This window comes from Streptomyces sp. DSM 40868, assembly GCF_011820545.1.
Taxonomy (GTDB): Bacteria; Actinomycetota; Actinomycetes; order Streptomycetales; family Streptomycetaceae; genus Streptomyces; species Streptomyces eurythermus.
This window is the reverse complement of the sequence record NZ_CP050504.1, coordinates 3532735-3556704: the sequence shown is the minus strand read 5'-3', so window position 1 is coordinate 3556704 and position 23970 is coordinate 3532735. Positions and strand designations below refer to the sequence as shown.

The window sequence follows — 23970 nt, the reverse complement described above, 5'->3', positions numbered from 1 at the left end:
GTGACACCGTCACGCGGTCACTCCGTCACCGGCCGGCCCGTCAGCCCCTGCGGCGGCGGGCGAACACCACCGCGCCCGCGCCCAGGACGGCCAGTCCGCCCGCGGCGGCGGCGAGCGGGAGGGTGGCGTCGGAGCCGCCGGTAGCGGCCAGCTCACCGTCCGCCGAGGAGGAGGCCGGCACGGGGACGGGGGCCGCCGACGCCGTCGAGGTCGGGGAGGCGGAGGCGGAAGCGGAGGCGGACGAGGTGGTGCTCGGGGACGCCGTGGGCTGCGCGGACGTCGGCGTGGCCGTCGGGGTGGGGGAGGCCTGGGACGCGGTCGGCGTGGGCCGCGCGGAACTCGGGGTCGGCTTGGGGGTGGTGGTCGCGCGCCGGATGTGGAACGCGTCGTATCCGATCGCCTCGGCCGCGCACTCCACCTCCTTGCCGGTGTCCGGGAAGCGGTACACGTCCGCGAAGGTGCCCGTGAAGTTGAACTCGGGGCCGCCGAGTTCCGCCGATACGTCCTTGGTCACCCGTATCCGCAGGTCGTAGGAGCGGGTCTGGCCGGCCGGCAGCGGGGTGGAGTCGATGGTGTCGGTGCCGTTCACCGGCTGCCAGGTGCCGTCCGCCGTGCGGACCTCCACCTTCACCCACTTGGTCAGGTCCTGGAGTTCCGGGTTGTCGGTCTGGAGCCAGGCGTAGGCGCTCACCCCGAACTTCGCGAGGTCCCGCTTGCCTACGTTGGTCACGGTGCCCTTGGCCGGGCTCCAGTCGCCACCCGGCACCATCTCGTCGGCGACGATGTCGAGCGACGCCTTCAGGTCGTGCTGTTCGTAGTCGCCGTACGCGGTCGACACATCGGTGCAGGCGGGCAGGGAGTTCAGGCCGTCCTCCGCCGCCCCGGCGGCGGGCGTGCCGGCGAGCAGGGCGACGGAGGCGGCGGCCGCGACCACGGCCGGACGGTACTTCATGGAAGCGGTCCTCACGGTGTGACGAGTGCGTCGATCGGTTGCTTTTCGTACACCTTGAGGACTGATCAATGGTGCCCAGGGTTGTACGGGGGTGCCGCGGGACCTATCCGGTGACGCCGTCGACCTGGAGGGTCTGGACCGACTTCGGCGCGAACGGCACCGACACCGACGTGCCGTTCAGGCGGATGTCGGAGTGGGGCGCGTAGCGGTCGCCGCCCGTCGTGACCGTGTTCCAGCGGGGCACCAGGCCGCCCGGGCCGCCGGTGACGGCGGCGAAGCGGGACAGGTCGAAGGTCAGGGTCTGGGCGGAGGCGGAGGTGTTGGCGGCGACGATCACCAGGCGCCTCGCCGGCCGGTCGAGGGCCGCCACCGCGTAGCTCACGCCGGTGTCCAGGATCGTCATGCCGGGGCGGATGTGCCGGGTGAACTGCGCGAGGACGTAGTACTTCGTCTGCACCGCGCCCGGCTGCCGGGTGGCCGGGTCGTAGGCGATCGCCGCCCAGCCCGCGCTGGGGTCCATCACCTGCCAGTACACCCAGGCCGTGGGGTGCAGCCAGCGGAAGTCGTAGAGGAGGTTGCTCGCCGTCGTCAGGCCGGTGGCGTCGCTGTCGCCGGTCTCGGAGTTCCACAGGGCCTTGCGGCCGGTGGTCACCACGTCCGTGTACAGCAGGTCCCGGCGGCCCCCGGAGCCCTGGTAGCCGTGCACGTTGACCCGGTCGACGTACCCCTTGACCGTGTTGGAGAAGGAGTTCCAGGTGGTGCGGGCCAGGTCGTAGCTCGTCTCGTCGGACGCGGCGATCCGGGTGCCGGTCAGGCCCCGCTTGTCCAACTCGGAGCGCAGGTACGGCAGTACGGACGCCTGGGTGGCCGCGTCGATGTGGCAGCCCTCCTGGGTGCCGGTGGCGGTCCACCAGGACGAGGAGGGCTCGTTGAAGGGTTCCACCGTCGCGAAGTCCACGCCCCAGTGCTGCCGGGCGTACAGGGCGACGGCGGCGAGGTGGGCGGCGTGCTGCCGGTGGTTCCAGGACTGGAGGTTGTTGCCGCCGTCGGCCGCGCCGGACGGGTTGTGGTTGGAACACATCCACCACATGGGGGAGTTGGCGAACAGCTCCGAGACCGCCCCGCGCTGGGTGGCCTTCATGAGCATGGCCCGCTGGGCGGCGTCCGCCGTCCACTTCCAGGCCGCGGAGGCCGGGTCCTCGTCGGTCCAGTCCTGCCAGTAGCCCTCGATCTGCTTGAAGGAGGGGATGTTCGGGGAGACGGCCATCGTCGCGCCGCCCACGCTGTTCCAACTGCACGCGCCCAGGTTGTAGCGGGCGATGTTCAGGCCGAGGCCGGGCAGCGAGGTGCCGTTGTACGTCGTGTTCCTGGTCGTGAAGAAGATGTCGGCGAAGTCGTCCCGGGTGCCGAAGACGTTCGCCCACCAGGCCAGGGAGGTGCCCCAGCCCTCCCAGGTGCCGTACGACGCGGACGGGTTGACGGCGATCGTCGCGTCCGCCCGGGCCGTGCCCGTGGCCAGTGCGCTGCCGAGCAGGCCGCCACCCGCGGCGGCCAGCAGTGTTCTGCGTCGGATCATGGGTGCGTTCGCTGCCTCTCCATGCGGCTTGCGGCACCGCGTTCTGGAAGCGGTGCCGACTCGTCCCCCCCCGGCATGCCACCACGAAGCATCGGGGCTGCCGGACGGCGTTGTCGAGGGTTGTGACGGCCCTTTCTCAAACCCGTTGAGAAAGTGGATCGGCCCGCTGCCGCCGCCCGGTTGGGGGCGTCGCGCCTATCGTGCGGGCGGGCGGCTGCCGGTGGAGGTGGGGGCGGATGCGGGCCGTGGCGGACGTACGGGTCGTGGGGCACGGGGACCGGCGCTGGTCGCCCACCAGATGTGGTGGACCGGCCGGGAGGCCCGGCACGGCGCCGAGCGCACGGTGACGGCGCTGGAGCGGCAGTGGGAACGGGAGGGGGAGGAGAGGGAGGGGGAGCGGGGCGACGGTACGGCGGCCGGGCTCGGCGGTGGTCCCTCCGGCGGCGCCGTCACGGCTCCGGACACGGACCCGGACCCGGCCGGGGACGCCGGCCCGGCGCGCCCCGGAACCGCCCCCGCGCCCCCGCCCCTCCCCTCCCGGGCGTACGCCGTCCTCGGTATCCCCCGGCTGGGGCTGCGCGTGGCCGTCGCGGAGGGCGTGGACCGGGCGGGCGTGCTGAACAAGGGGTACGCCGGTCACTACCGCGGCACCCGGCAGCCGGGCCGGGCCGGGAACTTCGCGCTCGCCGGGCACCGCGACACCCACGGCGAGCCCTTCCGGTACCTGCCCCGGCTGCGGCGCGGGGACACCGTCGAGGTGGAGACGCGCTCGGCGACGTACACCTACGGAGACGAGCCGGGCCACTGCCTCACCCTGACCACCCGCACCCCCCGAGTTCACCTCCCGCTACCGCGCTGGGGGTGTGGGCGAAGCTGCTGTCCGTGCGGCCCAGGTGAACATCCCGGGCGGGCCTCACGCGACCTCCCGCGACACCAGCACGCCCACCGCGCCCGCCACCGCCAGCCCCGCCGACACCAGCAGGGCGAGGTCGGCGCCCCGGGCCAGGTCGCCGGCCGACGTGGCGAGGGCGATGGTCAGGGCCACGCCCGCGCAGGAGCCGATGTAGCGGAAGGTCTGCTGGGCGCCGGAGCCCATCGCGGCCCGCTCGCGCGGCACCGACTCCACGGCGAGCAGCGGCAGCGCGCCGTTGAGCAGCCCGCTGCCGACCCCGCCGACGATCAGGCCGGGCAGCAGCCGGGGCCAGGAGCCGGCGCCGACGGCACCGAGCATCGTCAGCACGGCGACCGCGTGCAGGGTGAAGCCGAGGGCGAGCTGGGTGCGCGGGGCGAGGCGGCCGGCCAGATGCCTGACCTGGAGGGCGACGGCGAAGCTCAGCCCGGCCCAGAGCAGGAACAGCCAGGCGGTGGCCAGGGGTGACAGGCGCAGGGCCTGCTGGAGCAGCGCCGGCAGATAGCTGAACACGCCGATCACGGCGAGACCGGTGAACAGGCCGCCCGCGGAGGAGGCCAGGAAGCGGGGCCGGCGCAGCAGCCCGAGGTCGATCATCGGGGTGGCGGCGCGGCGCTCCACCGCGGCGAAGGCGGCGACGAGCAGCACGGCCGCCGCGAGCAGCAGGCCGACCGGGGCGCGCAGCCAGCCGTCCCGGCCCAGGGTGAGGGCCGCGACCAGGGCGGCGAGCGCCACGCCGAAGGTGAGCGCGCCGAGCACGTCCGGCCGGCCGCCGCGCGGGGCGCGTGACTCGGTGAGGCCCCGGGCGCCGAGCGCGGCCACCACCAGCGCGGCGGCGCCCAGCAGGCCGTAGGCGAGCCGCCAGTCGGGCAGCGCGCCCGCGAGCAGCGGGCCCACGGCGATGCCGCCGCTGACGAACGCGCCCCACACCCCGGTGGCGTGCAGCCGGCCGCGCGGGCTGGGGAAGGCGTGCACGATCAGGCCGAGCGCGCTGGCGAGCAGGGCCGCGCTGGCCGCGCCCTGGGCGACCCGGGCCAGGGTGAACTGCCAGGTCGACGTGGTCACCGCGGCGAGGGCGGTGGTGAGGCCGAGGCCCAGGGTGCCGGCCAGGAAGATCCGGCGGCGGCCGTGGTCGTCGGCGAGGCTGCCGGCCACCAGCAGCAGGGCGGCGAGGCCGAGCGGGGTGCCGTTCAGCAGCCAGGCCTGGGCGGACAGCGGGGTGCCGAGATCGCGCGCGGTGTCCGGCAGCGTGACCATCGGGGCGGTGTACGACATGAGGGCCACGGCGGTCGCGGCGCTGGTCAGGGCCAGGGTGGCGCGGGGGCGTGCGGGCGCTTCCCCGGGTGCGGCGGGGGAGTTTCCCGGGGAGCCGGGGGTGTCGGGGGAGTTGCCCGGTGGGGTGCCGGGGGCGCCGGGGGAGTCGTCCGGTGGGGTGGCGGGGGAGTCCCCAGGCGAGGCGCCGGGGGTGGTCGCGGAGTCGGGCCGGGGCATGGTCGGTCGTGTCCTTCCGGGGCCGGTGGCCGGCGGCCGGTCCGGTCCGGCCCGGCGGAGCCCGTGCGTGTCGGTTCGGTCATTGAATCGACCTCGGTCGCCGTCACCGTAGCACTGTCGGTTCGTTCACTGAACCCGTTTCGCCCTGCGCGGTTACAGTGGACGGCATGGCACTGGGCAAGGACTACGCGTCGCAGGAGTGCTCCATCGCCCGCGCGCTGGAGGTCGTCGGCGAGCGCTGGACGCTGCTCGTGGTCCGCGACGCGATCTACGGCGTCCGGCGCTACAACGACTTCCTCGTCCACCTCGGCATCCCGCGCGCCGTCCTCTCCGACCGGCTGCGCACGCTCACCGAGCAGGGCATCCTCGAAAAGCGCCGGTACCAGGAGACGCCGCCGCGGGACGAGTACGTCGTCACCGAGCGCGGCACGGCCCTGTGGCCCGCGCTGCGCGCCCTGAGCCAGTGGGGGCGCGAGCACGCCGACGCCGGCCGGCTGCGGTCCTTCCGGCACGCCGACTGCGGCGGGGAGGTCGGGCCGTACGGAACGTGTGCCGACTGCGGAACCGCCGTGCCGGTCGCCGACGTCGTCATGGTGCCGGGGCCGGAACTGGACACCGCGCCCAAGGACCCGGTCAGCAGGGCGCTGTTGCGGCCGAAACGGCTGCTGGAGCCCCTGGAGACCGAACCGGCGGGTCTGGCAGACTGAGGGCAGTACGAAGCGGAGAGAGGGGAGTTGGGGTGCGCGGCAGTGCGGTCGTCCCGCGTCCCCTCGCGTTCCTGCTGTTCCTGGCGCAGGTGTTGCTGCTCCAGACCGCCCTCCTCGGCAGCGGCGGTCTCACCACCGCCGTCGCCCTCGCCGCGACCGCGACCGTCGCCGCGATGCTCGCCGCCTGCGTCCTGCTGGCCGCGCGGCGCGTGCCCGTCGTACCCCCGACCCGCGTGCGCACGGCCATCCGCGACCGGGCCCGCCGTACGGCCTTCCTGCCCCAGCGCGACCCCGACGCACCCGGCCGACGACGGCCCCGGGCCCCCGGACGCGCCGGACCGGCGACGACCGCCGCGTAGGGCACGTCCGCGTAGCCACGCCCAGCGCACCCGTACGTCCACGCGCCCGCGTAGCCCTGAGGCCGCGCATCCGCGTACCCGTACGTCCGCGCACCCGTGAGGCCGTAGGGCCGCACGTCCGCGTATCCGCCGACGGCTGATCCCGCGCGCGGCTCGTCCTGCCGGTTCCCCGCCGAATCCCCTGATTCCCCGCCGGATCACCGATTCCCCGCTGAATCCCTGATTCCGGCCGAATCCCTGATTCCCCGGCCGCTTCCGGCACGACGAGACCCCCGGAGGGCTCACCCATGTCCGTCTTCGCCCGTCTGGTCGAGCACCTCGCCGACCTGCTGACCCCGCTCTTCCACGCCTCCGCGGCGGCCGCCGCGATCGTCCTGTTCACCGCGCTGGTACGGCTCCTCGTCCACCCGCTGTCCCGGGCCGCCGCCCGCGGCCGGCGTGCCCGCGCCGCGCTCCAGCCGAAGATCGACGCGCTGCGCGCCCGGCACGCCCGCGACCCCGAGCGGTTCCAGCGGGCGGTGCTCGAACTGCACGCCCAGGAGAAGGTCTCACCGCTCTCCGGCTGCCTGCCCGGCCTGCTCCAGCTGCCCGCCTTCTTCCTCCTCTACCACCTCTTCTCCAGCACCACGATCGGCGGCGAGAGCAACTCCCTGCTGGACCACCGGCTGTTCGCGGCGCCGCTCGGCGGACGCTGGGCCGACGCGCTCGCCGACGGCGGGGTGTTCGGCCCGGCCGGGCTGGTCTACCTCGGCCTGTTCGCCCTCGTCGCGGCCGTCGCCACCGTCAACTTCCGGCGCGCCCGGCGGACGATGGCCGCACAGCCCGCCCCGGCCGTCGGCGGCGACCAGGTGCCGGGCCTCGCCGCGGTCACCCGGGTGACCCCGTTCCTGTCCTTCTTCACCCTGGTCTCGGTGGCGTTCGTCCCGCTGGCGGCCGCGCTGTACATCGTCACCAGTACGGCGTGGAGCGCGGCGGAGCAGTCCCTGCTGTACCGCTGAGCGGTACCGGGCGTCCCGGTTACGGTCCAGTACCTGAACAGGGTCTTGCGGAGTGGACAGGGGAATTGGAGGATCAGCCAGCCCTTTCGATGGCTGCACCCATCGGCGGGGCGCCCGCGATCGAGGGAGAAGGTGACCATGAAGCTGCTGCGAGTCGGTACGGCCGGGGCCGAGCGCCCCGCACTGCTCGACGCCGAGGGGACCCTCCGGGACCTGTCAGGTCTCGTGGACGACATCGACGGCGCGCTCCTGGCCGACGAGGAGGCGCTCCGCCGGATCCGCGCGGCGGCCGGCTCCGGCGAACTGCCCGCGCTGGACGCCACCGGGCTGCGGATCGGCCCGCCGCTCGGCCGCATCGGGAAGGTCGTGTGCATCGGGCTGAACTACCACGACCACGCCCGCGAGACGGGCGCCGAGCCGCCCGCCGAGCCGGTCGTCTTCCTCAAGGCGCCGGACACGGTGGTCGGGCCGAACGACACCGTGCTGGTGCCGCGCGGCTCGGCGAAGACGGACTGGGAGGTCGAACTCGCGGTCGTCATCGGCCGTACGGCCCGCTACCTGGACTCGGCGGAGGAGGGCCTCGCGCACGTCGCCGGATACGCGGTGGCGCACGACGTCTCCGAGCGGGAGTTCCAGATCGAGCGGGGCGGGACCTGGGACAAGGGCAAGAACTGCGAGACGTTCAATCCCCTGGGCCCGTGGCTGGTGACGGCCGACGAGATCGCCGACCCGCAGGACCTGTCGCTGAGGTTGTGGGTGAACGGCGAGCTGAAGCAGGACGGCACGACGGCCGAGCAGATCTTCCCCGTGGGCGAGGTCGTGCGCTACGTGAGCCGGTTCATGACCCTGTACCCCGGCGACGTCATCAACACGGGCACGCCGGCCGGGGTCGCGATGGGCGCGCCCGAGCCCAAGCCGTACCTGCGCGCCGGGGACGTCGTGGAGCTGGAGATCGCGGGGCTCGGCCGGCAGCGGCAGGAGCTGAAGGACGCGTAGCGGCTCCGCCGGGAGAACCGGGGAGCGCCGGGAACCGCGGCGGCGTCCGGGCCGGTCGCACGATTCCCCGTGCCCGGTGCCCCGCGGCCCGGACCCGCTAGCCCAGGAGGGCGGCGAGGTCGCGCCACTCCTTCCTCGGGAGGGTCTCGCCGATGTTCGCCGTGACCACCTGGAGGGCGACGTGGTCCGCGCCCGCCTCGTGGAAGGCGGTGACGCGCTCGCGGATCCGGGCCTCGTCGCCCCAGGCGAAGACCGCGTCGATGAGGCGGTCGCTGCCGCCGCCGGCGACGTCGTCCTCCGTGAAGCCCAGCCGGAGGAAGTTGTTGGTGTAGTTGGGCAGTTCGAGATAGCGGGCCAGGTAGGCGCGGGCCGTCTCCCGGGCGCGGGCCGGGTCGGTCTCCAGGACCACCTTCAGCTCGGGGGCCAGCAGCGGCTCCGCGCCCAGGATCTCCCGGGCCCGCTCGGTGTGTTCGGGCGTGGTCAGGTACGGGATCGCGCCGGCCGCGCGGTCCCGGGACAGCTCCAGCATCCGGGGGCCCAGCGCGGCCAGCACCCGCCGCTCGGCGGGCACGCCCGCCCGGTCCAGCTCGTCCAGGTACTCGACCATGGCCGCGTACGGGCGGCTGTAGTCCTTCACCAGCGGGCCGTGGCTCACCCCGAGGCCCAGCGCGAACCGGCCGGGGTTGGCGGTCTCCAGCTCGGCGAAGCCGGCCGCCGTGGTGGCGGCGTCCTGCTGCCAGACGCTCTGGATGCTGGTGCCGACGACGACACCGCGCGTGGCGCCGATGAGCGGGGCCGCGTGGTCCGCGGTGCTGTTGCCGCCCAGCCAGATCGCGCCGTACCCGAGTTCCTCGAGTTCGGCCGCGGCCTCCTCCAGCTCGCCGCGCCGGGCCGGGTCCTCGGAGCGCAGTTCGAAGCTCCAGACGCCGTACCGGCCGACGCTCTCCTTCAGTGCGGTGGTCATCGGATGTGATCCCTCCGGTGGTGGACAGTGCCATGATCGTCAGGCTTTCCGTTGTGCCAACCGGAGGGTGACCCGGGTTGATTCCCGCCGTTCCCTCAGTCGGCCGAACGGCCGAGGAACTCCTCCAGCGTCTCCACCACGAACCGGTGGTCCTCGATCTGGGGCAGGCCGGAGACGGTCACCGCGCCGATCACGCCGGCGCCCTCCACCGTGACGGGGAAGGAGCCGCCGTGCGCCGCGTAGGTGTCCGGGTCCAGGCGGGAGGACTCCTCGAAGGTCCTGCCCTTGGCGCGGAAGCGGGCGCCGACCAGGTAGGACGGGGCGCCGTAGCGCTCCACCACCCGGCGCTTGCGGGCGATCCAGGCGTCGTTGTCCGGGGCGGAGCCCGGCAGGGCGGCGTGGAAGAGCTGCTGGCCGGCCCGGTGGATGTCGATGGCGACCGGCGCCCGGCGCTCCCGGGCCCGCTCGACCAGAAGGCACCCGAGCGCCCAGGCGTCCTCGTGGGTGAACCGACGGAAGACCAGGCGCCGCTGCTGCTCCTCCAGCTCCTCGACGGTCGGGGTGTCCTCGGGCATCACAGGGTCACCGTCACCTTCTCGCGGGCGGACCGGCGGGCCGCCTCCAGGACGTCGAGCGCGGCGGCGGCCTCCAGGGCGGTCACCGGGTTGGGCCCGGTGCCGCGCAGGGCGTCGGCGACGGCCGCGTAGTAGGCCGGGTAGTCGCCCGGCAGGGTCGGTACGGGGGTGCCGGCGCCGGTCAGCGGGGACTCCCCGGAGCCGATGCGGCCCCACAGGGACTCGTCCTCGGTGCCCCAGCCGGCGGTGGTGCCGGGCCGGCCGCCCTCGCGCAGGGCCGCCTCCTGCGGGTCCAGGCCGTACTTGACGTAGCCCGCGCGGGAGCCCAGCACCCGGAAGCGGGGGCCGAGCTGGGCGGCCGTCGCCGAGACGTAGAGGTGGGAGCGGACGCCGCTCGCGTGGGTGAGCGCGATGAAGGTGTCGTCGTCGGTCTCGGCGCCGGGGCGGCGGATGTCGGTCTCGGCGTAGACCTCGGTGGCCGGGCCGAAGAGGACCAGGGCCTGGTCGACGACGTGGCTGCCGAGGTCGTAGAGCAGACCTCCGATCTCGGCGGGGTCGCCGGACTCGCGCCAGCCGCCCTTCGGCTGGGGGCGCCAGCGTTCGAAACGGGACTCGAAGCGCCAGGTGTCGCCGAGCGCGCCGTCCGCCAGCAGCGTGCGCAGGGTGAGGAAGTCGTTGTCCCAGCGGCGGTTCTGGAAGACCGACAGCAGCAGACCGCGCTCCTCGGCGAGGGCGGCCAGGGTCCGGGCCTCGGCCGCGGTGCCGGCGACCGGCTTGTCCACGACCACCGGCAGCCCCGCCCGGAGCGCGGTGGTGGCGAGCGGTACGTGCGTCTTGTTCGGGGAGGCCACGACGACGAGGTCCAGCTCGTCCGCCCGGTCGAACAGCTCCTCGGCGGTGGCGGCGAGCCGGACGTCCGGGAACTCGGCGCGGGCCTGCTTCTGCCGTTCCGGGCTGGAGGTGACCACGGTGTCCAGGGCGAGGCCCTCGGTGGCGGCGATCAGCGGGGCGTGGAAGACCGAGCCGGCGAGACCGTAGCCGATCAGGCCGACGCGGAGGGGGGTTGCAGTCATGCGTCCCACTTTGGCAACGCTGTTGCGAAAGTGCAAGCGGAGGGGACAATGGGGGCGTGAAGAGAAGCGAGCCGAGGGCGGGGACGACGGGGGACAAGGGCGTGGCGGGGGCGAACCTCGGGCTGGTGCGCAGCCACAACACGGCACTGGTGCTGGGGCTGCTGCGGGACGCCGGGGCCGAGGGCATCAGCCGGCTGGAGCTGGCCGAGCGCACCGGGCTGACCCCGCAGGCCGTCAGCAAGATCACCGCGCGGCTGCGGGCGGAGGGGTTCGCCACGGAGGCCGGGCGGCGGGCGTCGACCGGGGGCAAGCCGCGGACCGTGCTGCGGCTGGTACCGGAGGCGGGGCATGCCGTCGGGGTGCATCTCGACCGCGACGAACTGCGCGCCGTGCTCGTCGAACTGGACGGGGCCGTGGTGGCCGAGCGGCGCGCGGAACTGGACCTGGGGGCCGGGGCGGAGGCCGTGCTCGGGGCGGTGTGCGCGGCGGTACGCGACGTCGTGCGGGGCCTGCCCGGTGCGGGCGGCGAGGACCTCGCCGGGGTCGGTTCGCTGGTCGGGGCGGGGGTGGCGCTGCCCGGCCCCCTGGACCACGCGCGCGGGGTGCTCCACCGGGTCACCGGGTTCCCCGAGTGGGACGGCTTTCCGCTGCGGGACGCGCTCGCGCGGCGGCTGGGGGTGCCGGTGGTGGTCGACAAGGACACCAACGCGGCGGCCCTCGGGCTGGCCGTCGGCGGCGCGCCGGAGGTGGTGGGCCGGTCGTTCGCGTATCTGCACCTCGGTACGGGGCTCGGCGCCGGGCTGGTGATCGACGGCGGAGTGCACCGCGGGGCGCGCACCGGGGCGGGGGAGTTCGGCCACCAGGTGATCCAGCTGGACGGACCGCCGTGCGAGTGCGGGAACCGGGGCTGCGTGGAGGCCCTGTGCCTCGGCGCGGCGGCCCGGGGCGAGCTCGCGGAGGCGGCACGGGTGCTCGGAGTGGCGGCCGGGAACCTGGTCGGGCTGCTGGACATCGACGGAGTGCTGCTCGGCGGACGCACGGTCGCCGACGCGCCGGACGTGTACGCACGGGGGGTCGCCGAGGTACTGGCCGCACGCGCCCGACGCGAGGGAGCGAACGAGGACGTCCCGGTACGCATCGCCCCACGAGCCGGACACCTGGTCTCCGAAGGAGCCGCCCAACTGCTCCTGGCACCCCTGTTCGGCCGGGGGGACGCCTGAGAGCGCCCCATGGGGGCGCGGGGAACTGCGCGACCGGCCACGACGGACCCGCGCCTGACGACCGGCCGGTGCCCGTTGTCCGCTGGTAGAGGGGACCTCCCCCCGCCCCCGGCATGGCGGCGCCGTCACCCCCGCCCCACCCGGCAGGGTCATGTGTTCATGCGACTGCGCACGCCCCTGTTCCTCCGCCTCACCGCGGCCGCGGCCGCCGCCGCCACCGTCGTCCTCCCCACCCCGCCCTCCGCCGCCCACGCCCGTACCGCCCCCGCGCCCCCCTCCTCCTGCACCGCCGCCGACGCCCGCACGTTCCCGCTGGCCACCCGCATCCGCGGCGGCCCCGCGTCCTACGAGGCCGGCGGCAGGCCCCGCACCTGGTACATCGACCTCACCAACACCACCGACCGGACCTGCGCCGGCATCCACCCGGTCGTGGTCCTCGTCGGCGGCGAACGCGCGCTGCGGCCGGACCACCCCCGCCTGGACTTCTACGACGGCCCCCGCGCCCACCGCGTCGCCTTCGAGGCCACCGACGCCCAGGAACTGGTCGGCGTGCTGGAGGGCGCCGGGTTCGCCGGGTTCACCGTGCCGCCCGGCCGGACCGTCGCCGTACGGGTCCGGCTCTCGCTCGCCCCCGACGCCGTTCCCGGCCGGGTCACCGCGAACGCGGCCGTCGTACAGCGGCAGGGCCAGGACGGGGACTGGGTCGGGGAGTCCGGCGCCTACCGCTTCTCGGTCACCGAGGACGGGGACGGCGACACCGGCGAGGGAGCGGAGGGCACCGACCCCGTACGGGAGGCGCGGGAGGCCCGCGTCCCGCACCCGCCGGGCACCCCCGCCCCGGCCCCTTCCCGAGTCCCCCGGGCCGCACCCCAGGCCGCCCGCACGCCGCTCACGACCGCCCTCGTCCCCCTGCTCGCCCTGCTCGCGGCCGCCACCGTCGCCTTCCTCCTGGTCCGCGCCCGCCGCCGCTGACCGCCCGCCCCGCGCCCGCGCCCCCTCCCCACCCCCTCCGTCACCGACCCCGTCTGCGACGATCCCCCCGTGGACTACCCCAACGACCAGGCCCCCGGCGCCCCCGTCCGCTCCGGCATCCCCGAGCACGGGCGCATCCCCAAGTACTACGCGGTGAAGGCGCGGATCGCCGCGCTGCTGGAGGAGCTGGGGGAGGGCGGCGTCATCCCCACCGAGCGGGATCTCGCCGAGCGGTACGACGTGGCCCGCGAGACCGTCCGGCAGGCCGTGCGGGACCTGGTGCTGGAGGGCCGGCTGCGGCGCCGGGGCCGGGGCACGGTGGTCGCCGGACCCAAGCTGGCCCAGCCGCTGTCCCTGGCCAGCTACACCGAGGGCGTACGCCGGCAGGGGCGCACACCCGGCCGCAGCCTCGTCACCCTCGACCGGTTCCCGTGCCCGGAGCCGCTCGCCGCCGAGACCGGGATCGGCCGCGGCGAACCCGTCTGGCACCTGGAGCGCGTGCTGCTCGCCGACGACGAGCGGGTGGGCCTGGAGAGCACCTACGTCGCCGTGGCGCGGGTGCCCCGGCTGGACACGGACTTCGACCCGGACTCCTCCTTCTACGGCTATCTCGCCGCCCAGGGCATCTCCTTCGGCGACGCCGACGAGCGGATCGAGACCGTCCTCGCCACCCCCCGCGAGGCGCTCCTCATCGGCACCCCGCCCGCCCTGCCCATGCTGCTGATCCACCGGATCTCCCGGGACACCGGGGGCCGCCCGCTGGAGCGGGTGCGGTCGCTGTACCGGGGCGACCGCTTCTCCTTCACCACCCACCTCCAGGGCTGAGGAACCCCGTCCGCCCCGCACACCACCCCTGCATCACAAAAAGATAACGGGTCTAGCCCAAACGTGATGGGTCGTTCACGCTCTCGTTGTCAGCCGGATGTCTCCGGTTCCCGAATCACGAGGAGCGTTGCCGCCGTGAGAGTCACAGTCGTCGGAGCAGGCGTGGTGGGCACCATGCACGCCTGGCACGCAGTGGAACGCGGCCACCAGGTCGTCCAGATCGAGCGCGAGGCCGAGGCGCGCGGCGCCTCGCTGCGCAACTTCGGGCAGATCTGGGTCAGCGGCCGCGCGGGTGGAGAAGAGCTGGAAGCCGCCCTGCGGGCGCGGGAGCTGTGGGAGGGGATCGGCGGCCGGGTGCCGGCGCTGGGCTTCCGCCCCAACGGCTCCCTCACCCCGGTCCGCGGCCCGCTCGAACTCGCCGTCGCCGAGGCGGCCGTGGCCCGCGCGGACGCCGCCGCCCGCGGCTACAAGCTGCTCACCCCCGGCGAGGCCCGCGCCCTGAACCCCGCCCTGCGCGGCGACTTCACCGCCGCCCTGTACTGCGAGCGGGACGCGGCCGTGGAGCCCCGTACCGCGCAGCTCGCTCTGCGCGCGGAGCTGCTGAAGTCCCCCAACTACACCTTCCTGCCGGGCCGGGAGGTGCGCGACGTGACCGGCGCCGGGACCGTCCGCGACGACCACGGGGACACCCACCACGCCGACGCCGTCGTGCTGTGCACCGGCGCCTGGCTCGGCGGACTCGTCCGCGAACTGGCCGGCCCGGACCTCCCGGTGCGCCGCGTCCGCCTCCAGATGATGCAGACCGACCCGCTCGGCGAGCCGCTGACCACCTCCGTCGCCGACGCCGACAGCTTCCGCTACTACCCGGCGTACGCCTCGAAGGCCCTGGACGAGCTGAACGCGCGTCAGCCGCAGCCGGACACCGCCGCCGCGCACAAGATGCAGCTGCTCATGGTGCAGCGCGCCGACGGCGGCCTGACCATCGGCGACACCCACGAGTACGAGCACCCCTTCGCCTTCGACACCGTCGAGGAGCCCTACGAGCACCTCACCGGCGTCGTGGAGTCCCTCCTCGGCCGGCCGCTGCCGCGCGTGCGGCACCGCTGGGCGGGCGTGTACGCGCAGTGCACCGACCCCGGCAAGGTCGTCCACCGCCAGCAGGTGCACGAGGGGGTGTGGCTGGTCACCGGGCCCGGCGGGCGCGGCATGACCTGCGCCCCCGCGATAGCCGAGACCACCGCGAACGAACTGGGCTGGTGAACATCCCCATGACCCCCGTCACCCCGAACACCCCGGCCGGCTCCGGCATCCGCCTCGTCGTCCTCGACATGGCCGGCACCACCGTCGCCGACGGCGGCCTGGTCGAGCGTGCCTTCGTCGCCGCGGCCGCCGAGCTGGGCGTCGAGCCCGGCTCCGCCGAGCACGCCGAGCACCTGGCCTACGTCCGCGCCACCATGGGCGAGTCCAAGATCTCCGTCTTCCGCCACCTCTTCGGCGACGAGGACCGCGCCCGGCGCGCCAACACCGCCTTCGAGAAGGCGTACGGCGAACTGGTCGACCAGGGCCTGATCGCGCCGGTCCCCGGCGCCCGCGAGGCCATCGAGGAACTCACCGGGGCCGGCCGCACCGTCGTCCTCACCACCGGCTTCGCCCGCGTCACCCAGGACGCCGTCCTGGACGCCCTCGGCTGGCGCGGCCTGGTGCCGCTCACCCTGTGCCCGGCCGACGCCGGCGGGCGCGGGCGGCCGTACCCGGACATGGTGCTGGAGGCGTTCGTCCGCACCAAGGCGGCCGACGACGTACGGCAGATCGCGGTGGCCGGCGACACGTCGTACGACGTGCTCAGCGGCGTACGCGCCGGGGCCGGGCTGGTCGCCGGCGTGCGCACCGGCGCGCACGGCGACGCCGAGTTCACCGCCGCCGGTGCCACCCATGTCCTCGACTCCGTCGCCGGCCTGCCCGGCCTGCTCGCCGGGGACCGCTGACATGGGCATCCGCTTCGACTCCGTCACGGTCGCCTATGACGGCAACGTCGTCCTCGACTCCCTCGACCTGACCGTCGAGCCCGGCGAGGTCATGGCGCTCCTCGGGCCGTCCGGATCCGGCAAGACCACCGCGCTGCGGGCGGTCGCCGGGTTCGTGCGGCCCGCGTCCGGGCGGGTGTACCTCGGCGGCGAGGACGTGACGGACCTCCCGCCGTACCGGCGCGGCATCGGCATGGTCGTACAGAGCTACGCCCTCTTCCCGCACCTGCGCGTGGACGAGAACGTGGCGTTCGGGCTCAAGGCCCGCCGCACCCCCAAGGGCGAGATACGACAGCGGGTCGCCGAGGCGCTGGAACTGACCGGCATGGCCGGCTACGCCCGCCGCCACCCGCGCGAGCTGTCCGGCGGGCAGCAGCAGCGCGTCGCGATCGCCCGCGCCCTCGCCATCCGGCCCCGGGTGCTCCTCCTGGACGAGCCGCTGTCCGCGCTGGACGCCCGGCTGCGCTCCGGCATGCTCGCCGAACTGGCCCGGCTGCACCGGGAGCTGCCCGACGTGTCGATGCTGTACGTCACCCACGACCAGGTCGAGGCGCTGACCCTGGCCGACCGGATCGCGGTGATGGACTCCGCCCGGCTGCGGGCGTGCGGCACGCCGAGGGAGCTGTACCGGGCGCCCGCCGACGCCTTCACCGCGTCCTTCGTGGGCGGCGCGAACCTGGTCCCGGTGACCGTGACGGCCGGCGGGGTGTCCCTCGCGGGCACCGAGCTGAAGCTCGACACGGCCGGGGCCGCCGTGGGCGCCCGCGCCACGCTCTGCGTACGGCCGCACCTGGTCGGGCTGGGCGAGGGACCCAACCGGCTCCCGGGCACCGTACGGGAGATCCAGTGGCGCGGCGCCACGCACCGGCTGTACGTCGAGGTCGACGGGCACACGGTGATGGCGGACGTACGGGAGCTGAAGGCTCCGCCGGCCCTCGGGGACACCGTGGACCTGCACTTCGCACCCGACGACGGGGTGCTGCTGCCCGCGGGAGTCAGCCATGGCTGAGGTTGTCGAGAATCCGCAGGTGGTCCGTGGCCGGGCGCGCCCACGCGGCGGCAGCCGCAAATCGAAGACGGGCCCGCGCCCCTTCGGGGCGCTTGCCTGGGCCCTTCCTCCAGTGGTCGCGCTCGCCCTCTTCTTCCTCTACCCCCTCGCCCTCGTCGTCCGCCAGTCCCTGCGACCCGACACCGGAGGCACCTCGCTCCAGCCGTACGCCGACGTCTTCGCCTCGGAGGCGTTCCGGCACGCGCTGTGGACCACCGTGTGGCTGGCGCTGGCCGCCACCGCCGGCTGTCTGGTCCTGGGGTTCCTGCTGGCGCTGGTCATCGCGTTCGTGCCGTTCCCCGGGGCGAGGGCGGTGGCCCGGTTCATCGACGTGTACCTGTCCTTCCCGTCCTTCCTGATCACGCTGGCGCTGCTGTTCCTCTACGGCGGCACGGGCGTCGTCGGCTCCTTCCAGTTCCTCACCACGCCCTGGGGCGTGCTGCTGGCGGAGGTCACCTACTTCACGCCGTTCGTGATGCGTCCGCTGCTCGCCGCGTTCGCGCAGCTCGACACCGCCCAGCTGGAGGCGGCCGGTTCGCTCGGGGCGCGGGCGCCCCGCATCGTCCGGCAGGTGATCCTGCCCGAGGCGCTGCCCGCGCTCGCGGCCGGCGGCAGCCTGGTCCTGGTGCTGTGCCTGAACGAGTTCGGGATCGTGCTGTTCACCGGCGCGAAGGGGGTCACCACCCTGCCGATGCTCGTCTACGGCAAGGCGATCCTGGAGTCCGACTACCCGGGCGCCTGCGCGGTCGCCGTCGTCAACGTCCTGATCTCCGTGGGCCTGTACGGCCTGTACCGGGTGGTGAGCCGTCGTGCTGGTGCATAGCCGCAAGGCCAGGTGGGCCGTGTGGGCGGTGTTCCTCGTCCTGTTCCTGCCGCTGTTCGCGCTGCCGTTGCTGGTCATCCTGGGCGCCTCCTTCGCCACCCACTGGTCCGGCGCCCTGCCCTCCGGCCCCACGCTGGACCACTACCGCTCCGCCACCCGCGGCGAGGCCCTCCAGGCGCTCACCACCAGCCTGGTCACGGCGGTCGCCGCCAGCCTGCTCGCGCTGACCGCCGGCACCTGGGCCGCGCTGGCCGGGGCCGCCCTGAACAAGCGCCACCGCCGGGTGCTGGACGCCCTGTTCGTGCTGCCGGTCGCCGTGCCGTCGGTGGTGGTGGGCCTCGCGGTGCTGGTGGCGTTCTCCCAGCCGCCGCTGCTGCTCAACGGCACCCGGTGGATCGTGATCACCGCCCACACCGTGCTGGTCACCGCCTTCGCCCACCAGTCGGTGTCGGCCGCCCTGACCCGCCTGGACCCGGCCTACGAACAGGCCGCCGCCTCCCTCGGCGCCCGCCCCGCCTACATCCTGTTCCGGGTGCGGCTGCCGCTGCTGCTGCCCTCGCTGACCGCCGCCGCCGGCCTGTGCTTCGCCCTGTCCATGGGCGAGCTGAGCGCCACGATGATGCTCTACCCGCCGGACTGGACCCCGCTGCCCGTGCTGGTCTACGCGGCCACCGACCGGGGCGCCCTGTTCACCGGGTCCGCCGTCGCCGTGGTCCTGATGGCCGCGACCCTGCTCGTCCTGTTCGCCGTCTCCCGGGTCCGCACCCGGGCCTCCTACCGCTGAACCCTCCCCGGATCACCCCGTCACCTCGCCAGGAGACCGCTGCGCCATGCCCAGAAACCGCGTCCCGCTCGCCGTGGCCCTCGCCCTGCTCGCGGCGCCCGCGCTGTCCGCCTGCGGCTCCTCCGCCGCCTCCGACGCCAAGGTCGTCACCGTCTACAGCGCCGACGGCCTCAAGGGCGAGAACGGCGACGGCTGGTACGACCAGGTGTTCAAGGACTTCCAGAAGCAGACCGGCATCAAGGTGAAGTACGTCGAGGGCGGCTCCGGCGAGATGGTGCAGCGCGCCGTCCGCGAGCGGAGCAACCCGCAGGCCGACGTGCTGGTCACCCTGCCGCCGTTCATCCAGCAGGCCGCCGGCAAGGGCCTGCTGCAGAAGTACGCCCCGGCCGGCGCCGACCAGGTCGCGGGCGGCGACAAGGCCGCCGACTCCACCTGGACGTCGGTCGTCACCAACTACTTCGGGTTCGTCTACAACAAGAAGGAGCTGAAGCAGCCCCCGAAGACCTGGGACGAACTGCTCGATGCCCGCTACAAGAACAAGATCCAGTACTCCACCCCGGGCGTTGCCGGCGACGGAACGGCCGTACTGATCAAGGCGTTCCACGACTTCGGCGGCAAGGAGCGGGCCCTCGCCTACCTGAAGAGGCTCCAGGCCAACAACGTCGGCCCGTCCGCCTCCACCGGCAAGCTCGCCCCCAAGGTGGACAAGGGCGAACTCCTCGTCGCCAACGGCGATGTGCAGATGAACCACGCCCAGACCAAGACCATGCCCGACCTCGGCATCTGGTTCCCGGCCGGCACCGACGGCAGGCCCACCACGTTCGCCCTGCCGTACGCGGCCGGCCTGGTCACCAAGGCCCCGCACAGCGCCAACGGCAAGAAGCTGCTCGACTTCATGCTCGCCCGCAAGCAACAGCAGGAGGTCAGCGCGATCGGCGGCGGCTTCACCGCCCGCCAGGACATCAAGGCCACCGACGCCAACGCGGTCGCGCTGACCCGGCTGATGGACGGCGTCGAGATCTTCGAACCCGACTGGAACGACATCGAGAAGAACCTCAGCGCCTACGTCGAGGACTGGAAGTCCGCGACCGGCAGTTGATCTCTCCGCCGCGCGGCCGTACACAGCCCCGCACCGCGAGACCCCACGCCCCTGGAACCACCGGGGGCGTCGCCATGCCCGTACGCACGTCCGCCCCTCTTCCTCCGGAGGAACCCGTGCCCCACCTCTCCCGCCGCTCCCTCCTCCTGTCCACCGCCGCCGCGGCCGCCGGCGCCGGGTCGTTCACGGCCGCCGCCCGGGCCGCGGCCCGCACCCCGAAGGTGCTGGTCATCGGCCTGGACGGTGCCCTGCTCAGCCGGATCAAGGACGCCGACGCGCCGAACCTGGACGCCCTGATGGCGGCCGGGCTCACCGCGCCCAGCAGCATCTACGCCAACCCGCTCGCCCCGACCATGTCCGGCCCCGGCTGGTCGACGATCCTCACCGGTGTCTGGCCCGACAAGCACAACGTGAAGGACAACGCCTTCACCGGCGCCCGGTTCACCCAGTACCCGGACTTCCTCACCCGCGCCGAGACCGCGAACCCCGCCCTGTCCACGTACGCCGTCGCCTCCTGGACGCCGCTCACCGACACCGTGTTCTCCGCGAGGGTCGACACCCGCGTCTCCACCCCGAGCGCCGAGTACGACACCGGCACCACCTCCCGCGCGGTAGCCCGGCTGCGGGACGGGAACCCGGACGCGGTCTTCGTCCACCTGGACAACATCGACCACGCCGGCCACACCTATGGCGCCGCCTCCCGCCAGTACCTGGACGCCATCCACGGCGCCGACGCCCAGGTGGGGCAGATCGTGGCCGCGGTGAGGGCCCGGCCGACGTACGCCGCCGAGGACTGGCTGATCATGGTCACCGCCGACCACGGCCACACCGACGCCGGCGGCCACGGCGGCTCCACCCTCCAGGAGCGGCAGACGTTCCTCATCGCGACCGGCTCGGCGCTCGCGCCCGGATCGGTGCGCCACGACGTGAAGATGCCGGACGTCGCCGCCTCCGCCCTCGCCCACCTCGGCATCCCCCTCGACCCCGCGTGGGGTCTGGACGGCCGGCCCGTCCAGCAGCCCGCCCCGGACGACTTCGACGCCCTGCGCGGCTCGCTCGCGACCCGCGTGGACGAGACCGGCATCCCGGCGGCCCTCGTGGGCTTCACCCACACCCCGCCGCCCGGCTGGTCCGTCGACAACTCGGCGATGGGCGGCGGCGGGGTCACCGAGTGGCGCGGCTGGTCCTTCACCACCGACGAGTTCTGGACCCAGGCCCAGCGCGACCAGAACCGCGAGTCCAACATCCGCGCCCGGAACGTCTTCGCGGTCGCCGACGGCGACGAGTGGACCGACAAGTCCTTCACCGGCACCTTCGACTCCACCCTGGTCAGCCCCGCCTACCCGGTCACCGGCGGCGGCACGGCCGTGCTGACGTACACCACCTACTACCGGCACGAGTCCCCGCAGAAGGGCGAGGTGCTCGTCTCCTACGACGGCGGAACGCCGGTGACGGTGCGGACGTACACCGCCGACGTGCCCTCGCGCACCGAGACCGTCACCCTCCAGGTCCCGGCGGGCGCCGCCACCGCCCGGGTCCGGTTCCGTTACACCGGCGGCAACAACTGGTACTGGGTGATCGACGGGGTCCGGATCGGCATGTCCTGACTAGGCTGGGGGCGTCGGTACGCCGTGGTTCCGGCGCCCCCGTTTTCCGTTCGCACGCAGGCCAGGAGACGCAGCACATGGCAGACCGCAAGCCCATCGAGTCGTGGCTCACCGACATGGACGGCGTCCTGATCCACGAGGGCGTGCCCATTCCCGGGGCCGACGCCTTCCTGAAGAAGCTGCGCGAGTCCGGCCGGCCCTTCCTGGTGCTCACCAACAACTCCATCTACACCGCCCGCGATCTGCACGCCCGGCTGCGCCGGATGGGCCTGGACGTGCCGGTGGAGAACATCTGGACCTCGGCGCTGGCCACCGCCCAGTTCCTGAACGACCAGCGGCCCGGCGGCAGCGCCTACGTCATCGGCGAGGCGGGCCTGACCACCGCCCTGCACGACATCGGATACATCCTCACCGACCACGAGCCCGACTTCGTGATCCTCGGCGAGACCCGCACCTACTCCTTCGAGGCGCTGACCAAGGCCGTCCGGCTGATCAACAACGGCGCCCGGTTCATCGCCACCAACCCCGACAACGTCGGCCCCTCCACCGAGGGCGACCTGCCCGCCACCGGCTCGGTCGCCGCGCTGATCACCGCCGCCACCGGCAAGAAGCCGTACTTCGTGGGCAAGCCCAACCCGCTGATGATGCGGGCCGGGCTGAACGCGGTCGGCGCGCACTCCGAGACCTCGGCGATGATCGGGGACCGGATGGACACCGACGTCCTCGCGGGCCTGGAGGCCGGGATGCGCACCTTCCTGGTGATGACCGGCGTCACCCAGCCCACCGACATCGACCGCTACCCGTTCCGCCCGTCCCAGGTCGTCGACTCCATCGCGGACCTGGTCGACCTGGTCTGAGCGACGCGGTCGGGGCGGTTCCGGCAGCGGGTTCCGCCCGGGCGAAACCCCGTCTCACCCGTTCGGAGCAGCAGGGCGCCTCCCGAGGATGCGGAGGCGCCCGGTGCGGGGGAGCCTCCAGATAACTGGAGGTTCACGATGGGCTCACTACGCCTCACTGTCTGTACCGCAATCCTCGCCGCCGCGTTCACCGCGGCCGCCCCCGCGGCCCACGCGGCGGACGGCGCCGGCTCGGTCGCCGTGACCCCCGCCTCCCCGGCGCCCGGCGCCGATCTCACCGTGCGCACCGAGGGCTGCGCGGGCGGGCAGGGCAGTGCCGCCTCGGCCGCCTTCGTCTCCGACGCCCGCCTGACCGGCGGCGGGGGCGCCCTGACCGGCGAGACCCGGGTCCGCTCCGACCTGGAGCCGGGCGCCTACACGGTGAAGGCCGTCTGCGGCGACCGGGTGATCACCGGCAGCCTCACCGTCGGCGGGCCGGACGGCGCCGGCCCCGCCGCGCCCATCGCCCCGGCCACCGCCGCCGCCTCCCCGATCGCCCCGGTCCCGGCGGGCGGCGGCGGCACCGCGCACTTCGCCACCGTCGCCACCAGTGGCTCCGGCCCCGACACCGGCCAGGCGGTGACAGGCCTGGCGCTGGCCGGCCTCGCCGCGCTCGCCGTCGGACTGCGCGCCCGCCGCGCCCGCTCCACCCGCTCCCCCCGCTGACCGCCCGTGTCCGGTGAGCAGGGGCACGGCGGCGGCACCGGGCGGCTGGTCACCGCCCTGACCTGGGCGCTGCTGCTGTGCGGACTGTGGCTGTGGGGACGCGGGGTGACCGGCGTGACCCGCGAGGCGGACGGCGCCGCCACGGGCGACGTGTTCGCCGCGGGCCGCGCCGGCGACCCCGCCCGGCTGCCCGGCGCGGCCCGGCCGCTGTCCGACGCGGTGCCCCAGCGCGTCGACATCCCCGCCCTGGGCGTGACGGCCCCGGTGGTGACCCGCGGCCTGGACGCCCGGGGCGCGATCGACCCGCCGCCCTACGACCAGCCGGGCGTGGTCGGCTGGTACGGCGCCGGCCCGAAGCCCGGCGCGGCCGGGGCGGCCCTGCTGGTGGGCCATGTCGACACCACGACCCGGCCGGCCGTCTTCTACCGGCTCAGCACCCTCAAGCCGGGCCACACCGTGCGGGTGGTCCGCGCGGACGGCAAGGTCGCCGAGTTCACCGTGGACGACATCCGTGTCCTGCCCCGCGACGGCTTCGACGCCCACCAGGCATACGGCCCCCGCCGGCCCGGCCGCGCCGAGCTGCGCCTGATCACCTGCGGGGGTTCCTTCGACCGGGCCGACGGCAGCTACACGGCGAACGTGGTCGTCTCCTCGTACCTGACGGGCGTGTCCGGGTGAGCGGTCAGGGGGTGGCCGTCGGCGCCTGGGACAGGCGGGTGCGCAGGTTGCCGAAGTGGTCCCTTATGGCGCGCTCGGCCCGCAGCGAGTCCCCGGAGCGCACCGCGTCCACGATCTCCCGGTGCTGGCGGCAGGTGACCCGGGGGTCCTGCGGCGCCGCCGCCAGATCGCGCCGCACCCGGTGGAAGGCGTCCCAGAACGCTTCCAGCACCTCGCCGAGCAGCACGTTGTCCAGGCCCCGGTACAGCGTGGCGTGAAAGGCGCGGTCGGTCTCGGCGAGCCCGGTGCCCTCGGCGGCCTCCCGTTCCATCCGGTCCACGAGCGCGTCCAGCTCGGCCAGGTCGGCCTCCTCCAGCCGTCCGGCCAGCCGGGACACCAGCCCCGTCTCCACGGCCTCGCGCAGCTCCAGCAGCTGGAGCAGCGAGTCCTCGCCCCGGTAGTGGCCGGCCACGGTCCGGAAGGCCAGCCCCTCGATCATCGGCGCGAACGACATGGAGCCGACGTACGTCCCGAAGCCGTGCCGGATCTCCACGATGCCCATCGCCTGGAGCGCCTTCAGGGCCTCCCGCACCGAGTTCCGGCTCGCCCCGAGCAGCCGCATCAGCTCCGGCTCGGTGGGCAGCGGGGCACCCGAGGGCAGCCGCCGGTCCACGATCAGCTTCTTGATCCGCTCCTGAAGGTCCCGGGCTGCCATGGCCAGAGCGTAACCGCCCGTCCGCACCCCGGG

General features: G+C 74.3%; 24 protein-coding genes and 1 pseudogene. 18 read left to right on the top strand and 7 right to left on the bottom strand.

From position 1 onward, the window contains the following. Positions 1-40: 40 nt before the first annotated feature. Positions 41-952 (bottom strand): LPXTG cell wall anchor domain-containing protein, encoded by a 912-nt coding sequence (locus tag HB370_RS16035; RefSeq protein ID WP_051815662.1) that lies wholly within the window; start codon positions 950-952, stop codon positions 41-43. A gap of 103 nt (positions 953-1055) precedes the next feature. Then, positions 1056-2528 (bottom strand): glycoside hydrolase, encoded by a 1473-nt coding sequence (locus HB370_RS16030; RefSeq protein ID WP_030782635.1) that lies wholly within the window; start codon positions 2526-2528, stop codon positions 1056-1058. On the opposite strand from HB370_RS16030, the pseudogene HB370_RS16025 reads away from it, so the two are divergent. Beyond that, positions 2527-3255: pseudogene (locus HB370_RS16025) on the top strand (sortase); the annotation flags it as partial. The gene HB370_RS16030 and the pseudogene HB370_RS16025 overlap by 2 nt on opposite strands. A gap of 186 nt (positions 3256-3441) precedes the next feature. Here the strand turns inward: HB370_RS16025 and HB370_RS16020 are convergent. Further along, the gene (locus HB370_RS16020) at positions 3442-4929 is read right to left on the bottom strand and encodes an MFS transporter (RefSeq protein WP_078637520.1); all 1488 of its coding nucleotides are present in this window, start codon (positions 4927-4929) and stop codon (positions 3442-3444) included. Between the two features lie 158 nt (positions 4930-5087). On the opposite strand from HB370_RS16020, the gene HB370_RS16015 reads away from it, so the two are divergent. The 4 genes from HB370_RS16015 to HB370_RS16000 all read left to right on the top strand — a co-directional run bounded on the left by HB370_RS16015 (position 5088) and on the right by HB370_RS16000 (position 7989). Next, complete coding sequence (locus tag HB370_RS16015) at positions 5088-5636, top strand: helix-turn-helix domain-containing protein (RefSeq protein ID WP_037701580.1); 549 nt, start codon at positions 5088-5090, stop codon at positions 5634-5636. A gap of 32 nt (positions 5637-5668) precedes the next feature. Next, on the top strand, positions 5669-5995 hold the full coding sequence (locus HB370_RS16010) for a DUF6412 domain-containing protein (protein ID WP_030782626.1): 327 nt from the start codon (positions 5669-5671) through the stop codon (positions 5993-5995). Positions 5996-6282: 287 nt separating this feature from the next. Further along, complete coding sequence (yidC, locus tag HB370_RS16005; RefSeq protein WP_030782623.1) at positions 6283-6993, top strand: membrane protein insertase YidC; 711 nt, start codon at positions 6283-6285, stop codon at positions 6991-6993. 138 nt (positions 6994-7131) lie between these two features. After that, positions 7132-7989, top strand: coding sequence for a fumarylacetoacetate hydrolase family protein (locus HB370_RS16000; RefSeq protein ID WP_030782620.1), 858 nt, complete (start codon positions 7132-7134; stop codon positions 7987-7989). A gap of 97 nt (positions 7990-8086) precedes the next feature. Here HB370_RS16000 and HB370_RS15995 read toward each other — a convergent pair whose 3' ends face one another. From HB370_RS15995 to HB370_RS15985, 3 genes are all read right to left on the bottom strand, one after another. Next, entirely contained in the window at positions 8087-8953 is an 867-nt protein-coding gene (locus tag HB370_RS15995; RefSeq protein ID WP_030782617.1) for an LLM class F420-dependent oxidoreductase, read from the bottom strand. Positions 8954-9048: 95 nt separating this feature from the next. Then, the gene (locus HB370_RS15990) at positions 9049-9528 is read right to left on the bottom strand and encodes a heme-degrading domain-containing protein (protein WP_030782614.1); all 480 of its coding nucleotides are present in this window, start codon (positions 9526-9528) and stop codon (positions 9049-9051) included. Then, positions 9528-10601 carry a Gfo/Idh/MocA family oxidoreductase gene (locus tag HB370_RS15985; protein WP_030782611.1) on the bottom strand — a complete coding sequence of 358 codons (1074 nt, stop codon included), beginning with the start codon at positions 10599-10601 and terminating at the stop codon, positions 9528-9530. The genes HB370_RS15990 and HB370_RS15985 overlap by 1 nt, the downstream gene beginning before the upstream one ends. A 56-nt stretch (positions 10602-10657) precedes the next feature. Here HB370_RS15985 and HB370_RS15980 point away from each other — a divergent pair, with 56 nt between their 5' ends. The 13 genes from HB370_RS15980 (at position 10658) to HB370_RS15920 (ending at position 23243) form a co-directional block, all read left to right on the top strand. Then, positions 10658-11821 (top strand): ROK family transcriptional regulator, encoded by a 1164-nt coding sequence (locus tag HB370_RS15980; protein WP_030782608.1) that lies wholly within the window; start codon positions 10658-10660, stop codon positions 11819-11821. A gap of 153 nt (positions 11822-11974) precedes the next feature. After that, entirely contained in the window at positions 11975-12793 is an 819-nt protein-coding gene (locus HB370_RS15975; RefSeq protein WP_030782606.1) for a hypothetical protein, read from the top strand. Positions 12794-12862: 69 nt separating this feature from the next. Further along, complete coding sequence (locus HB370_RS15970) at positions 12863-13618, top strand: GntR family transcriptional regulator (RefSeq protein WP_030782603.1); 756 nt, start codon at positions 12863-12865, stop codon at positions 13616-13618. A 135-nt stretch (positions 13619-13753) separates the two neighbouring features. Further along, positions 13754-14878 carry a TIGR03364 family FAD-dependent oxidoreductase gene (locus HB370_RS15965; RefSeq protein ID WP_030782599.1) on the top strand — a complete coding sequence of 375 codons (1125 nt, stop codon included), beginning with the start codon at positions 13754-13756 and terminating at the stop codon, positions 14876-14878. 8 nt (positions 14879-14886) lie between these two features. Further along, positions 14887-15603, top strand: a complete 717-nt coding sequence (locus tag HB370_RS15960) for an HAD family hydrolase (RefSeq protein WP_208974519.1) — start codon at positions 14887-14889, stop codon at positions 15601-15603. 1 nt (position 15604) lies between these two features. After that, a complete protein-coding gene (locus HB370_RS15955; RefSeq protein ID WP_030782596.1) occupies positions 15605-16651 on the top strand; it encodes an ABC transporter ATP-binding protein in 1047 nt (348 codons plus the stop codon). After that, a complete protein-coding gene (locus HB370_RS15950) occupies positions 16644-17513 on the top strand; it encodes a 2-aminoethylphosphonate ABC transporter permease subunit (RefSeq protein WP_078637519.1) in 870 nt (289 codons plus the stop codon). The genes HB370_RS15955 and HB370_RS15950 overlap by 8 nt, the downstream gene beginning before the upstream one ends. Continuing rightward, positions 17500-18297, top strand: a complete 798-nt coding sequence (locus tag HB370_RS15945; RefSeq protein WP_030782592.1) for an ABC transporter permease subunit — start codon at positions 17500-17502, stop codon at positions 18295-18297. Before HB370_RS15950 ends, HB370_RS15945 begins: the two co-directional genes overlap by 14 nt. Before the next feature lie 46 nt (positions 18298-18343). Beyond that, a complete protein-coding gene (locus HB370_RS15940; protein ID WP_030782591.1) occupies positions 18344-19396 on the top strand; it encodes a 2-aminoethylphosphonate ABC transporter substrate-binding protein in 1053 nt (350 codons plus the stop codon). A gap of 74 nt (positions 19397-19470) precedes the next feature. After that, a complete protein-coding gene (locus HB370_RS15935) occupies positions 19471-21003 on the top strand; it encodes an alkaline phosphatase family protein (RefSeq protein ID WP_208974401.1) in 1533 nt (510 codons plus the stop codon). A 77-nt stretch (positions 21004-21080) separates the two neighbouring features. Continuing rightward, positions 21081-21860, top strand: a complete 780-nt coding sequence (locus tag HB370_RS15930; protein ID WP_030620307.1) for an HAD-IIA family hydrolase — start codon at positions 21081-21083, stop codon at positions 21858-21860. A gap of 138 nt (positions 21861-21998) precedes the next feature. Beyond that, entirely contained in the window at positions 21999-22565 is a 567-nt protein-coding gene (locus HB370_RS15925) for a hypothetical protein (RefSeq protein ID WP_030782574.1), read from the top strand. A gap of 6 nt (positions 22566-22571) precedes the next feature. Then, entirely contained in the window at positions 22572-23243 is a 672-nt protein-coding gene (locus HB370_RS15920) for a class F sortase (protein ID WP_030782572.1), read from the top strand. A gap of 4 nt (positions 23244-23247) precedes the next feature. Here the strand turns inward: HB370_RS15920 and HB370_RS15915 are convergent, their stop codons facing one another. Next, on the bottom strand, positions 23248-23937 hold the full coding sequence (locus HB370_RS15915) for a FadR/GntR family transcriptional regulator (RefSeq protein WP_030782569.1): 690 nt from the start codon (positions 23935-23937) through the stop codon (positions 23248-23250). Positions 23938-23970: the final 33 nt, after the last annotated feature.

What these genes read in the sequence shown, in the direction of transcription:
- HB370_RS15930 (WP_030620307.1), top strand. Translation starts at nt 21,081, where the DNA reads ATGGCAGACCGCAAGCCCATCGAGTCGTGGCTCACCGACATGGACGGC.
- HB370_RS16030 (WP_030782635.1), bottom strand. Translation starts at nt 2,528, where the DNA reads ATGATCCGACGCAGAACACTGCTGGCCGCCGCGGGTGGCGGCCTGCTC.
- HB370_RS15935 (WP_208974401.1), top strand. Translation starts at nt 19,471, where the DNA reads ATGCCCGTACGCACGTCCGCCCCTCTTCCTCCGGAGGAACCCGTGCCC.
- HB370_RS15915 (WP_030782569.1), bottom strand. Translation starts at nt 23,937, where the DNA reads ATGGCAGCCCGGGACCTTCAGGAGCGGATCAAGAAGCTGATCGTGGAC.
- HB370_RS16000 (WP_030782620.1), top strand. Translation starts at nt 7,132, where the DNA reads ATGAAGCTGCTGCGAGTCGGTACGGCCGGGGCCGAGCGCCCCGCACTG.
- HB370_RS15985 (WP_030782611.1), bottom strand. Translation starts at nt 10,601, where the DNA reads ATGACTGCAACCCCCCTCCGCGTCGGCCTGATCGGCTACGGTCTCGCC.
- HB370_RS15955 (WP_030782596.1), top strand. Translation starts at nt 15,605, where the DNA reads ATGGGCATCCGCTTCGACTCCGTCACGGTCGCCTATGACGGCAACGTC.
- yidC (WP_030782623.1), top strand. Translation starts at nt 6,283, where the DNA reads ATGTCCGTCTTCGCCCGTCTGGTCGAGCACCTCGCCGACCTGCTGACC.
- HB370_RS16035 (WP_051815662.1), bottom strand. Translation starts at nt 952, where the DNA reads ATGAAGTACCGTCCGGCCGTGGTCGCGGCCGCCGCCTCCGTCGCCCTG.
- HB370_RS16020 (WP_078637520.1), bottom strand. Translation starts at nt 4,929, where the DNA reads ATGCCCCGGCCCGACTCCGCGACCACCCCCGGCGCCTCGCCTGGGGAC.
- HB370_RS15990 (WP_030782614.1), bottom strand. Translation starts at nt 9,528, where the DNA reads ATGCCCGAGGACACCCCGACCGTCGAGGAGCTGGAGGAGCAGCAGCGG.
- HB370_RS15995 (WP_030782617.1), bottom strand. Translation starts at nt 8,953, where the DNA reads ATGACCACCGCACTGAAGGAGAGCGTCGGCCGGTACGGCGTCTGGAGC.
- HB370_RS15940 (WP_030782591.1), top strand. Translation starts at nt 18,344, where the DNA reads ATGCCCAGAAACCGCGTCCCGCTCGCCGTGGCCCTCGCCCTGCTCGCG.
- HB370_RS15960 (WP_208974519.1), top strand. Translation starts at nt 14,887, where the DNA reads ATGACCCCCGTCACCCCGAACACCCCGGCCGGCTCCGGCATCCGCCTC.
- HB370_RS15925 (WP_030782574.1), top strand. Translation starts at nt 21,999, where the DNA reads ATGGGCTCACTACGCCTCACTGTCTGTACCGCAATCCTCGCCGCCGCG.
- HB370_RS15950 (WP_078637519.1), top strand. Translation starts at nt 16,644, where the DNA reads ATGGCTGAGGTTGTCGAGAATCCGCAGGTGGTCCGTGGCCGGGCGCGC.